This window comes from Streptomyces sp. SCSIO ZS0520, from assembly GCF_025643355.1.
In the GTDB taxonomy this organism is placed as follows: Bacteria; Actinomycetota; Actinomycetes; order Streptomycetales; family Streptomycetaceae; genus Streptomyces; species Streptomyces physcomitrii.
The window spans coordinates 1,782,398-1,795,227 of record NZ_CP092644.1 but is presented as its reverse complement, the minus strand read 5'-3'; the positions used below and the strand labels follow the sequence as shown (position 1 = coordinate 1,795,227).

General features: G+C 72.8%; 9 protein-coding genes. 6 read left to right on the top strand and 3 right to left on the bottom strand.

What is annotated here, in order from left to right:
- Positions 1–52 precede the first annotated feature (52 nt).
- Complete coding sequence (locus tag MID12_RS06100; protein WP_263165309.1) at positions 53–874, bottom strand: CAP domain-containing protein; 822 nt, start codon at positions 872–874, stop codon at positions 53–55.
- 164 nt (positions 875–1,038) lie between these two features.
- On the opposite strand from MID12_RS06100, the gene MID12_RS06095 reads away from it, so the two are divergent.
- The 5 genes from MID12_RS06095 (at position 1,039) to ftsY (ending at position 8,742) form a co-directional block, all read left to right on the top strand.
- Complete coding sequence (locus tag MID12_RS06095; RefSeq protein ID WP_040247806.1) at positions 1,039–1,320, top strand: acylphosphatase; 282 nt, start codon at positions 1,039–1,041, stop codon at positions 1,318–1,320.
- Between the two features lie 399 nt (positions 1,321–1,719).
- Positions 1,720–1,926, top strand: coding sequence for a hypothetical protein (locus tag MID12_RS06090; RefSeq protein ID WP_040247803.1), 207 nt, complete (start codon positions 1,720–1,722; stop codon positions 1,924–1,926).
- Between the two features lie 275 nt (positions 1,927–2,201).
- Positions 2,202–5,762: a chromosome segregation protein SMC gene (smc, locus tag MID12_RS06085; RefSeq protein WP_263165306.1), complete on the top strand. Its 3,561-nt coding sequence runs from the start codon at positions 2,202–2,204 to the stop codon at positions 5,760–5,762.
- A 227-nt stretch (positions 5,763–5,989) separates the two neighbouring features.
- Positions 5,990–7,414, top strand: coding sequence for a sugar porter family MFS transporter (locus MID12_RS06080; RefSeq protein WP_040247798.1), 1,425 nt, complete (start codon positions 5,990–5,992; stop codon positions 7,412–7,414).
- Positions 7,415–7,536: 122 nt separating this feature from the next.
- Complete coding sequence (gene ftsY, locus MID12_RS06075; protein ID WP_040247795.1) at positions 7,537–8,742, top strand: signal recognition particle-docking protein FtsY; 1,206 nt, start codon at positions 7,537–7,539, stop codon at positions 8,740–8,742.
- Positions 8,743–8,856: 114 nt separating this feature from the next.
- On the opposite strand, the gene MID12_RS06070 is transcribed toward ftsY, so the two are convergent.
- Together MID12_RS06070 and MID12_RS06065 are read right to left on the bottom strand one after the other, a co-directional pair.
- On the bottom strand, positions 8,857–9,813 hold the full coding sequence (locus tag MID12_RS06070; RefSeq protein ID WP_263165303.1) for an IS481 family transposase: 957 nt from the start codon (positions 9,811–9,813) through the stop codon (positions 8,857–8,859).
- A 105-nt stretch (positions 9,814–9,918) separates the two neighbouring features.
- A complete protein-coding gene (locus tag MID12_RS06065; RefSeq protein WP_263165301.1) occupies positions 9,919–10,587 on the bottom strand; it encodes a bifunctional DNA primase/polymerase in 669 nt (222 codons plus the stop codon).
- Positions 10,588–11,098: 511 nt separating this feature from the next.
- Between MID12_RS06065 and MID12_RS06060 the strand changes: the two genes are divergently transcribed.
- Entirely contained in the window at positions 11,099–12,583 is a 1,485-nt protein-coding gene (locus MID12_RS06060) for a hypothetical protein (RefSeq protein WP_263165299.1), read from the top strand.
- Positions 12,584–12,830 lie beyond the last annotated feature (247 nt).

Genomic DNA, 12,830 nt, shown 5'->3' with positions numbered 1-12,830 from the left:
ACGGCGGTTGGCCGGTGCCGACACCGCGCGCCCGACGACGGGGACGTGCCGCTCAGTACCCGAAGTCCTGGGTCCACCACGGCCCGCCGTCGCCGAAGTGGGCGCCGACGCCGAGCCGGGTGAACTCGCAGTTGAGGATGTTGGCGCGGTGGCCCTCGCTGTTCATCCAGGAGTCCATGACCGCCTCCGCGTCCGCCTGGCCGCGGGCTATGTTCTCGCCGCCGAGCCCGGATATGCCCGCCTGCTCGGCGCGGTCCCAGGGGGTGTCGCCGTCCGGGTCGGTGTGGTCGAAGAAGTCCCTGGCGTCCATGTCCTTGCTGAAGTTCTCGGCGAGGGCGGCCAGTTCGGCGTCCGGCTTGACGGGGGAGCAGCCCGCCGCGGCCCGCTCCTCGTTCACCAGGTTGAGCACCTGGGTCTCCGGGTCCCCGCCGGGGGAGGGGGAGGCCGGGGGCTCGCTGGTGCGCGTCGGCCGGGGCGCGGCCGTGGTCCTCTCCGGGGCCGTGGTCTTGCGCGGGGCCGCCGTCCTGCTGGGGGCGGTGGACTTCTCGGGGGTGGCCGTCCGCTCGGGGCGCGGGCTCTTCTTCGGCTCGGCGCTCTCGTGGCCGCTCCGCTCCGGGCGCGGCTCGGGCTTGCCGGAACCCTTGGCCGGGGTGTCGGAGGGGCTCGCGGATCCGGTGCCGGCCCGCGCCCACGGCGGGAGCTCGGCGCCGGTCTGGGTGCGCAGGCCCGAGGGGCTCCGGTCGGCGCCCACCGTCTCGTGGCCGCCGTCCGAGGTGAGGTGGAGGCTGTCGGCGGGGAGCACACCGGTGGCCAGGGCCACCACGCCCGCCGCCACCGCGGCGGAGGCGCCCAGCAGTCCCGTACGCACGGGCACGGAGCCCTTCTTCCGATGGCGTCCCATACTCCGGCCCTTTCTCCTCCAGCGCCCCCCTTGAGGGGAATTCACCCAATCGAGTGAGACTTATTGGAGGGGGACGGTACCCCATGGGAGGCGGTACGGGTGTGCTCCGAGAGCGGCCGGGCGGTTAGCGTGCAGCCATGACGGAAGAAGTCCGGCTCACCGCCTGGGTGCGGGGCCGCGTGCAGGGCGTGGGTTTCCGCTGGTTCACCAGGGCGCGGGCGCTGGAGATCGGCGGGCTGAGTGGCTTTGCTCTCAACCTGGACGACGGCCGGGTCCAGGTGGTCGCCGAGGGGCCCCGCGAAGGCTGCGAACACCTGCTCGACTGGCTCCGCGCGGGCGACACACCCGGGAAGGTCGCGGGCGTCACTGAGATCTGGGACACCCCGCGGGGCGGTTACGAGAGCTTCGCGATTCGCTGAGGGGAAGCCGCGGGGAACCGGCCTGAGCTGCCGCCGGGGCGCTGCCGGCGGCCCCGGCGCGCAGAAATTCCCAGGTGATTGCCGAAAGGGTCTTGCCCGACGGCGCGCCGCGAGCAAAAATGATCTCCAGACGCCCGCCGTGCAGAGGGTTGCGCCCGGCAAGCGGTGCCGCACATTCCGTGCGCTGACACCCCGGCCGCCCGCCGATACGGGCCGTGATCGTGTTGACCGTCAAACTTTTTGGTGAGACTCTGGAAGTCCCCGCGCACCTTGGTCGTTCGGCATGTGAAAAGAGCCCGCAACAACGAGCATGCCGAGGCCGGGGCAGCGATTTCCCTCACGACCACGACCACGACCCCACCGCATCGGTCGGTCACTCATTGTGGAGGACCATCCATCATGGCAAAGGCGCTTCTCGGTTACGTCGGCGGCTCCGACCCGCGACTCCTCGCCGAGATGCGAAGGCTCCAGCAGCGTGTCCAGGATCTGGAATCCGAGCTCGGACGGATCCAGGCCGAGAACGACGCGCTGGCGGCTGCCGCATCGCACGGCGACCCGCTCCTCGAGGGCATCGACGTATCCCAGGCCGAGCCTGCGCTCACCTGACGATCCCTGCTTACCCATCGATCGGGCTGCCGTCCCGGCAGCCCCTCGCTCGAAACCGCAAGGGACGCTTCGGCGTCCCTTCTGCTTTGTGTCCGGCCCCCGTTCGCGCGGGACGGGCTCCCCGAGCCCCTTTCGTCATCTGTCATGTGCCCTCCACCTAGGACAGTGAAACCGCGTGTTCACCCGCTGAGACATCGCAGGCAGGCGCGTCGACGCGCCCCGGCGGCTTCGAGCGGGCGGTGCCGCGGCGGACCGGGGAGGTAGAGTCCAGCGGCGTGCACCTCAAGGCCCTGACCCTGCGCGGCTTCAAATCCTTCGCCTCGGCCACGACGCTGAGATTCGAGCCGGGCATCACCTGCGTCGTCGGACCGAACGGTTCCGGCAAGTCGAACGTCGTCGACGCGCTGAGCTGGGTCATGGGCGAACAGGGCGCCAAGTCCCTGCGCGGCGGCAAGATGGAGGACGTCATCTTCGCCGGCACCACCGGGCGCCCCCCGCTCGGCCGCGCCGAGGTCTCGCTGACCATCGACAACTCCGACGGCGCCCTGCCCATCGAGTACGCCGAGGTCACCATCACGCGGATCATGTTCCGCAACGGCGGCAGCGAGTACCAGATCAACGGAGACACCTGCCGCCTCCTCGACATCCAGGAACTCCTCTCCGACTCCGGCATCGGCCGCGAGATGCACGTCATCGTCGGCCAGGGCCAGCTCGACTCCGTACTGCACGCCGATCCGATGGGCCGCCGCGCCTTCATCGAGGAGGCCGCGGGCGTCCTCAAGCACCGCAAGCGCAAGGAGAAGGCGCTGCGGAAGCTGGACGCGATGGGGGCCAACCTCGCCCGCGTGCAGGACCTCACCGACGAACTCCGCCGCCAGCTCAAGCCGCTCGGACGGCAGGCCGCCGTCGCCCGCCGGGCCGCCGTCATCCAGGCCGATCTGCGCGACGCCCGGCTTCGGCTGCTCGCCGACGACCTCGTCGGCCTCCAGGAGGCGCTGCGCACCGAGGTCGCCGACGAGGCCGCCCTGAAAGAGCGCAAGGAGGCCACCGAGGCCGAGCTGAAGGCCGCGCTCCACCGCGAGGCCCAGCTGGAGGACGAGGTCCGGCGCCTGGCCCCGCGGCTCCAGCGGGCCCAGCAGACCTGGTACGAACTCTCCCAGCTCGCCGAGCGGGTGCGCGGCACCGTCAGCCTCGCCGACGCCCGGGTCAAGAGCGCCACCGGCGCGCCCCCCGAGGAGCGCCGCGGCCGGGACCCGGAGGACCTGGAGCGCGAGGCCGCCCGGATCCGCGAGCAGGAGGCCGAACTCGAAGCCGCCCTGGAGGCCGCCGAACGCGCCCTGGAGGACACCGTCTCCCACCGCGCCGAGCTGGAACGCGAACTCGCCGCCGAGGAACGCCGCCTGAAAGACCTCGCCCGCGCCATCGCCGACCGCAGGGAGGGCCTGGCCCGGCTCAACGCGCAGGCGGGGGCGGCCCGTTCGCGCGCCGCCTCGGCCCAGCAGGAGATCGAGCGGCTGGCCGCCGCCCGCGACGAGGCGCAGCAGCGCGCGGTCACCGCCCAGGAGGAGTACGAGCAGCTGCAGGCCGAGGTCGACGGGCTGGACGCCGACGACACCGAACTCGCCGCCCGGCACGAGGGCGCCAGAGCGGCGCTCGCCGAGGCCGAGTCCGCGCTCTCGGCCGCGCGGGAGGCCGCCGCCGAGGCCGACCGCTCCCGGGCCGCGCTCGCCGCCCGGCACGAGACGCTCGCCCTCGGGCTGCGCCGCAAGGACGGCACCGGCGCGCTCCTCGACGCCAAGGACCAGCTCACCGGCGTCCTCGGCCCCGCCGCCGGGCTCTTGAGCGTCAGCCCCGGCCATGAAGTGCCGCTGGCCGCCGCGCTCGGCGCCGCCGCCGACGCGATCGCGGTGGCCGGTCCCGCCAGCGCCGCCGACGCCCTGAGGCTGCTGCGCAAACAGGACGCGGGCCGCGCCGCCCTCCTGCTCGCCGACGCCGCGGGACCCGATGGCACCGCCCGCCCCGAGGGCCTCGCCTACGCCGCCGACCTGGTCCGCGCCCCTGCCGAACTGCTGCCCGCGGTACGGCGGTTGCTCGCCGGACTGGTCGTCGTACCCACCCTGGAGGACGCCGAGGACCTGGTCCGCGCCCACCCGGAACTGACCGCGGTGACCGCCGAGGGCGACCTGCTCGGCGCGCACTTCGCCCAGGGCGGCTCCGCGGGAGCGCCGAGCCTGCTGGAGGTGCAGGCCTCCGTGGACGAGGCCGCGGCCCGTCTGGAGGAGCTGGCCCTGCGGTGCGAGGAGCTCGCCGCGCAGAAGGAGCGCGCGGGCGAGGAGCGCCGGGCCGCCGCCGCGCTCGTCGAGGAGCTGGGCGAGCGCAGGCGGGCCGCCGACCGCGAGAAGTCCGCCGTGGCCAAGGAGCTCGGGCGGCTCGGCGGTCAGGCCCGGGGCGCCGCGGGCGAGGCCGAGCGCGCGGCCGCCGCCGCGGACCGGGCGCAGGAGGCCTACGAGCGGGCGGCCACCGAGGCCGAGGAGCTAGCCGAACGCCTGGCCGTGGCCGAGGAGACCTCCCCCTTCGGCGAGGACGAGGAGCCCGACACCGCCGCCCGGGACCGGCTCGCCGCCGACGGGGCCAACGCCCGGCAGACCGAGATGGAGGCGCGGCTCCAGGTCCGTACCCACGAGGAGCGGGTCAAGGGGCTCGCCGGGCGGGCCGACGGACTGGACCGCGCCGCGCGCGCCGAACGGGAGGCGCGGGCCAGGGCCGAGCAGCGCAGGGCCCGGATGCGGCACGAGGCCGAGGTCGCCGGGGCGGTCGCCTCCGGCGCGCGGCAGCTGCTCGCCCATGTCGAGGTCTCGCTCGCCCGCGCCGAGGCCGAGCGGGCGCTCGCCGAGCGGGCCAAGGGCGCCCGGGAGCAGGAGCTCGCCACCGCCCGCGGCCGGGGCCGCGACCTGAAGTCCGCGCTGGACAAGCTCACCGACTCGGTGCACCGCGGCGAGGTCCTCGGCGCCGAGAAGCGGATGCGGATCGAGCAGCTGGAGACCAAGGCCCTGGAGGAGCTGGGTGTCGAACCGGCGGGCCTGGTCGCGGAGTACGGGCCCGGGCAGCCGGTGCCGCCCTCCCCGCCCGCCGAGGGCGAGGAGCTGCCCGAGGACCCGGAGCACCCGCGCAACCGGCCCCGGCCCTTCGTCCGCGCCGAGCAGGAGAAGCGGCTGAGGTCCGCCGAGCGCGCCTACCAGCAGCTCGGCAAGGTGAACCCGCTGGCCCTGGAGGAGTTCGCGGCCCTGGAGGAGCGGCACCAGTTCCTCTCCGAGCAGCTGGAGGACCTGAAGAAGACCCGGGCCGACCTGCTGCAGGTGATCAAGGAGGTCGACGAGCGGGTGGAGCAGGTCTTCACCGAGGCCTACCGGGACACCGCGCGCGAGTTCGAGGGCGTCTTCTCGCGGCTCTTCCCCGGCGGCGAGGGCCGGCTGATCCTCACCGACCCGGAGAACATGCTCACCACCGGCGTCGACGTCGAGGCCCGGCCGCCGGGCAAGAAGGTCAAGCGGCTCTCCCTGCTCTCCGGCGGCGAGCGCTCGCTGACCGCGGTGGCGATGCTGGTGTCGATCTTCAAGGCGCGGCCGAGTCCCTTCTATGTGATGGACGAGGTCGAGGCCGCCCTCGACGACACCAATCTGCAGCGCCTGATCCGCATCATGCAGGAGCTCCAGGAGGCCTCCCAGCTCATCGTGATCACGCACCAGAAGCGCACGATGGAGGTCGCCGATGCCCTCTACGGGGTGTCGATGCAGGGCGACGGGGTCTCCAAGGTGATCAGCCAGCGGCTGCGCTGAACCGCCCGGGGCCACTCCTTGAGCCCATCATCTCTTCGACACCTGAACACTCCTCGTCCCTTTACGGCGGCTTTCTTTCTCGAACCCACCCCTTGACGTAAAAACTTGAAGACATAAGGTCTCCTGCGTACCTCATTCCTTCAGGTGGTGGGCACAGGGAACTTGTGCACCACTGGAAGGGTTCATCCCCCACGCCGTGGCGCGGGCCGCGGCCAGAGGAGTACCACGTGACCAGCACCTCGCAGGCCTCGCAGTCGGGGGCCGGCAGTCAAGGAGGGTCCGAGCACCTCGGACACGTCATCTTCATCGCCGCCGCGGCGGCGATGGGCGGTTTCCTCTTCGGTTACGACAGCTCCGTCATCAACGGTGCCGTGGAGGCCATCCGCGACCGCTACGACATCGGCTCCGGCACCCTGGCCCAGGTCATCGCGATCGCCCTGATCGGCTGTGCGATCGGCGCCGCCACCGCGGGCCGTATCGCCGACCGGATCGGCCGTATCCGCTGCATGCAGATCTCCGCCGTCCTGTTCACGGTGAGCGCGGTCGGCTCGGCGCTGCCCTTCGCGCTCTGGGACCTCGCGATGTGGCGCATCATCGGCGGCTTCGCGATCGGCATGGCCTCGGTCATCGGCCCCGCCTACATCGCCGAGGTGGCACCGCCCGCCTACCGCGGCCGCCTCGGCTCCTTCCAGCAGGCCGCCATCGTCATCGGCATCGCCGTCTCGCAGCTCGTCAACTGGGGCATCCTGAACGCCGCCGACGGCGACCAGCGCGGCAAGCTGATGGGCCTGGAGGCCTGGCAGCTCATGCTCGGCGTGATGGTCATCCCCTCCGTCCTGTACGGGCTGCTGTCCTTCGCGATCCCCGAGTCCCCGCGCTTCCTCATCTCGGCGGGCCGGGACGAGAAGGCCCGCGAGGTGCTCGCCGAGGTCGAGGGCGAGGGCAGCCACCTGGACGGGCGGCTCGCCGAGATCCGTACCGCCATGCACCGCGAGCACAAGTCCACCTTCAAGGACCTGCTCGGCAGCGGGGGCTTCTTCTTCAAGCCGATCGTCTGGGTCGGCATCGGGCTCTCCGCCTTCCAGCAACTGGTCGGCATCAACGTCGCCTTCTACTACTCCTCGACGCTGTGGCAGTCCGTGGGCGTCAACCCGAGCGACTCCTTCTTCTACTCGTTCACCACCTCGATCATCAACATCATCGGCACCGTGATCGCGATGATCTTCGTCGACCGGATCGGCCGCAGGCCGCTCGCCCTGATCGGCTCGGTCGGCATGGTGATCGGCCTCGCCCTGGAGGCCTGGGCCTTCTCCTACGACCTGGTGGACGGCAAGCTGCCCGCGACCCAGGGCTGGGTCGCCCTGATCGCGGCCCACTGGTTCGTCCTCTTCTTCGCCCTGTCCTGGGGCGTGGTGGTCTGGGTCTTCCTCGGCGAGATGTTCCCGAACCGGATCCGGGCGGCCGCCCTCGGCGTCGCCGCCTCCGCGCAGTGGATCGCCAACTGGGCCATCACCGCGAGCTTCCCCTCGCTCGCCGACTGGAACCTCTCCGTCACCTACGTCATCTACTGCCTGTTCGCGGCGCTCTCGATCCCCTTCGTGCTCAAGTTCGTGAAGGAGACCAAGGGCAAGACCCTGGAGGAGATGGGCTAGCCGCCCCCTCCCCCCGGCCCGCTCCCGCCACCCCGCCGCGCACCCGCGCCGCGGGGTGGCGACGCTCCGCGGCGGCGGGGCACACACGGGCCGGGGGCCCATGGCCGATACTGGGTGGCGTTATGGAAACCGTCATCCTTGCTGTAGTCATCGCCGTCGTCGTGCTCGGCGCACTCGGCGGGCTCGTCGTCGGCAGCCGCCGGAAGAAGCAGCTGCCCCCGCCCGAGGCGCCCCCCACCACCCCCGATCTCACCGCCCCGCCCACCGAACCGCAGGTCGGCGACGAGGCCGGCACCGCGGCCCCGGAAGCCCGCCGCACCGTCGAGGAGGTCGGGCTGCCCGAGGGCGCCGAGCCCTCGCCGGACCTCGTCGAGGCCGAGGCGCCCACCCCGATCGAGGTGCCCGAGCCCAGCGCCGGCCGCCTGGTACGGCTGCGCACCCGGCTCTCCCGCTCCCAGAACGCCCTCGGCAAGGGGCTGCTCACGCTCCTGTCCCGGGAGCACCTGGACGAGGACACCTGGGAGGAGATCGAGGACACCCTGCTCACCGCGGACGTCGGTGTCGCCGCGACCACCGAACTCGTCGACCGGCTGCGCGAACGCGTCCGGGTCCTCGGCACCCGCACCCCCGCCGAGCTGCGCACCCTGCTGCGCGAGGAGCTGCTCGCCCTGGTCGGCCCGGACCTGGACCGCACCGTGCACACCGAGTCGCCGCTGGACACCCCGGGCATCGTGATGGTCGTCGGCGTCAACGGCACCGGCAAGACCACCACCACCGGCAAGCTCGCCCGGGTCCTGGTGGCCGACGGCAAGATCGTGCTGCTCGGCGCCGCCGACACCTTCCGGGCCGCCGCCGCCGACCAGTTGGAGACCTGGGGCGAGCGGGTCGGCGCGCTGACCGTCCGCGGCCCGGAGGCGGGCGACCCCGCCTCGGTCGCCTTCGACGCGGTCAAGGAGGGCGCCGAGACCGGTGCGGACGTCGTCCTCATCGACACCGCGGGGCGCCTGCACACCAAGACCGGCCTCATGGACGAGCTGGGCAAGGTCAAGCGCGTCGTCGAGAAGCACGCCCCGCTCGACGAGGTGCTGCTCGTCCTGGACGCCACCACCGGCCAGAACGGCCTGGTGCAGGCACGGGTCTTCGCGGAGGTCGTCGACATCACCGGCATCGTGCTGACGAAGCTGGACGGTACGGCCAAGGGCGGCATCGTCGTCGCCGTCCAGCGCGAACTGGGCGTCCCCGTCAAGCTCGTCGGCCTCGGCGAGGGCGCCGACGACCTCGCGCCCTTCGAGCCGGAGGCCTTCGTCGACGCCCTGATCGGCGACTGAGGCACCCCGGCCGGTCCGCCCGGTCCGACCAGTCCGCCCGGTGCTTTCCGGCCACCACACGGCCCGGCCCCCGCGATCCTCCGCGGGGGCCGGGCCGTTTCCGTACGACGGGCCCTAGCTGTATTGACTCGCAGGGTTGTTGACGCGGGTGATGGGTGGTTGGCCGCCGAGTGCGGTGTGGCAGCGGTGGTGGTTGTAGGTGTGGAGGAAGTCTGCCAGTGCTGCGGATCGCTCGTCGTTGGAGGTGTAGGGCCGCAGGTAGGCCCACTCCTCCAGCAGGGTGCGGTTGAAGCGTTCGACTTTGCCGTTGGTCTGGGGCCGGTAGGCGCGGGTGAGCTTGCGACTCGCGCCCAGGTCGGCCAGAGCCTGCTGCCAGACGAGGCTCTTGCGGTAGGACCAGGCATTGTCGGTCAGGACCCGCTCGATGCGGTCAATTCCCGATGCGGTGAAGAAGGCGGCGGCCCGGTGCAGGAAGCCGGCGCAGGTGGTGGCCTTCTCGTCGGGGTGGATTTCGCTGTAGGCGAGGCGGGAGTGGTCGTCGACGGCGGAGTGGATGTAGTCGAAGCCCATGCTGCTGCGGGTGGCCCGGCCGGCCTGGCGGCCCAGGGCTTTGTGGCCGCCGCCGTCGGGGATCCGGCCGAGTTTCTTGACGTCGACGTGGAGCAGTTCGCCGGGCCTGTCGCGTTCGTAGCGGCGGATGACCTGGCCGGTGGGGCGGTCCAGGAAGGCGAGGCGGTTCAGGCCGTGCCGGGTAAGGATGCGGTGCACGGTCGAGGGTGGCAGGCCCAGGACCGGTCCGATGCGGGCGGGGCCGAGCTTGCGGTCCTGCCGCAGGCGGCAGACGCGGGCTTCGGTGTGGGAAGCGGTGCGGTGGGGTGTCGTGTGCGGGCGGCTGGAACGGTCCAGGAGCCCGCTTTCGCCTTCGGACCGCCAGCGGCGGATCCACTTGTGGGCGGTGGGCCGGGAGATGCCCATCTCCGCGGCGACGTGCGCGACCGGGCGGCCCGCGCGGATACGAGTGATGAGCAGGCGCCTGCCGTGGACGGTCAGCCGGGCATTACGGTGGGACACGAAGGCCTCCGTGCGTTCGGTGAAGATTCGACACCTCCACCACACACGGGGGCCTTCGCCGTGATCAAGCCCCACCAGCGTTAACAACGCTCGTGATCAATACACCTAGCCCGCCGCCTCCTGGGCGGCGAGGCGGTGGGCGACATAGGCGAGGGTGCCGAGCAGGAGGCGGGCCTCGGGCGGGCGGCGGGCGGCGTCGGCGAGGGCGGGGGAGCGCAGCCAGCGCACCGGGCCCGCGCCGCCGCGGTCGCAGGGCGGGGCGGTGATGTGGCTGCCGGGCCCGAGGCCGCGCAGGTCGAGGGCGGCGTCGTCCCAGCCCGTGCGGTAGAGCAGGGTGGGGAGCTGGGCCGCGGCGCCGGGGGCGACGAGGAACTGCGCCCGGCCCTGCGGGGTGAGCGCGACCGGGCCGAGCGGCAGCCCCATCCGCTCCAGGCGGGCCAGACCGCGGCGGCCCGCGGTCTCGGCGACCTCGATCACGTCGAAGCTCCGGCCCACCGGCAGCATCACCGCGGCGCCCGGGAAGGCGCCCCAGACCTCGGTGACCTCACCCAGGGTGGCGCCCGCGGGCACCAGCGGCGCGAAGTCGAGGGGGTGCGCGCCGGGGGAGGGGCAGTCGGGGGTGCCGCAGGAGCACCGGCCCTCGGCCGCGCGCGCCCCGGGGACCGTGTCCCAGCCCCACAGGCCGGTCAGTTCGGCCACGCCGGTGACGTCCGGAGTGCGGCCGCGGCGGCGGGAGTTGGCGCGCCGCTCCCGGATGCCGATCGTGAAGCCCATGCCTCCTCCAACGTGCCCGCCGCGCTGGGGGTTACGCGGCAGGGCGGCTCGTGACCGGCTGCGGCGGCGCGTGTCCCGTGCGCGGGTGGACCGTCCCGCGCGCCGTCGCGGCGACGGCGCGATGTCGCACGAGGGGTGGTGCGTGGCGCGGTGCGCGCCCCGGTGTGCACCGCTCCGCAGCCTTTCGTCTGTCCTATGTCAAGTGAATCGTGCGCGGACTCACGGGAGTTGTTCAGCGGGGGTGGCGAATGGTGGCGTTTGAGGGATCGACCTCGCTGGAGGGGTGATCGTAGGATTACTTTGAGTACACGGGCCCGGGGATTGCGCGTGTTCGCGGGTATGCCAACGGCAAGTCGGTCCCCTGTTCGACGGGTGGCGTCCCCTCGGACCGGGAGCCGCGGCGCTTCGCACTCTGGTAGGGCTTGGCACTGACAACGGGCCGCGGTGGCACCGGGCACGAGTGCGCGAGTGGCGGGCGGCCTTGAGGAACCCGAGGGATGGGGGCATCGCAGTGAGCGGCAACGGCGCGGGCGGTACGGCTGCGGACAAGCGTCCCAACGAACTGCTCGGCTCATGGTTCCTGCGCAGCGGCTGGTCGAAGGGCGAGCTGGCCCGCCAGGTGAACCGCAGGGCACGGCAGTTGGGCGCCAACCACATCTCCACCGACACCTCCCGGGTGCGCCGCTGGCTGGACGGGGAGAACCCGCGCGAGCCCATCCCGAAGATCCTCGCCGAGCTGTTCTCCGAGCGCTTCGGCTGCGTGGTCGCCGTGGAGGACCTCGGGCTACGCCCCACCCACCAGGCGCCCTCGGTCGCCGGGGTGGACCTGCCGTGGACCGGCCCGCAGACCGTCGCCCTGCTGAGCGAGTTCTCCCGCAGCGACCTGATGCTCGCCCGCCGCGGCTTCCTCGGCAGCTCGCTCGCGCTGGCCGCGGGACCCGCCCTGATCGAGCCGATGCAGCGCTGGCTGGTGCCCGCCCCCGGCAGCTCGCTCGCCCCGGCCGCCGCGCAGCCCCAGGGCGGCGGCTCCCGGCGCGGCGGCCGACTCTCCGCGCCCGAGCTGGAGTTGCTGGAGTCCACCACCGTGATGTTCCGGCAGTGGGACGCGCAGTGCGGCGGCGGACTGCGCCGCAAGGCCGTCGTCGGCCAGCTCCACGAGGTCACCGACCTGCTCCAGGAGTCGCAGCCCGCCGCCACCGCCCGCCGCCTGTTCAAGGTGGCGGCCGAACTCGCCGAGCTCGCCGGGTGGATGAGCTACGACGTGGGTCTTCAGCCCACCGCGCAGAAGTACTTCGTGCTCGCCCTGCACGCCGCGAAGGAGGCCGGCGACAGACCGCTCGGCTCGTACATCCTCTCCAGCATGAGCCGGCAGATGATCCACCTCGGCCGGCCCGAGGACGCCCTGGAGCTGGTCCACCTCGCCCAGTACGGCAGCCGCGACTGCGCGAGCCCGCGCACCCAGGCCATGCTCTACGCGATGGAGGCCCGCGCCTACGCCGGGATGGGGCAGCCCGGCAAGTGCAAGCGGGCGGTGCGGATGTCCGAGGACACCTTCGAGGACGTGCTCGACCTCAGCGAGCCGGAGCCGGACTGGATCCGCTTCTTCTCCCGCGCCGAACTGCACGGCGAGAACGGCCACTCCTACCGCGACCTCGCCTATGTCGCGGGCCGCAGCCCCACCTACGCCTCGCTCGCCGAACCGGTCATGGCCACCGCCGTGGAACTCTTCGGGCAGGACCCGGAGCACCAGCGCTCGTACGCGCTCAACCTCATCGGCATGGCCACCGTGCACCTGCTGCGGCGCGAGGCCGAGCAGGGGGCGCGGCTCGCGGGCGAGGCCCTCACGCTCGCGGGCAAGATCCGCTCCGAGCGGGTCAACACCCGGATCCGCAGGACCGTCGACACCGCGCTCCGGGACTTCGGCGAGGTCGCCGAGGTCGCCCAGCTCACCGAGCGCCTCGCGCTCCACCTGCCCGAGACCGCCGCGGCGGTCTGAGGCCGCACCCCCGTCCACCCGGTCCCGCCCGGCCGCACTCCGCGTGCGCGCCGGGCGTCCGTATGCAAGGTTTCGTCACATGGCGGCCGCGGGCGGCGTTCGTATGCGGTCCGCCCGGGGCGCGGTGGCGCGGGCACCCGCTGCGGTCCGGGCGGCGAAGGTTGCGCCGCGATAACGATCGCCGCGGCCCCCGGTGCCAGTTCATCCACGTGTAACACCCGTGGCGCCTTCGTGACTGCGGGGAAAC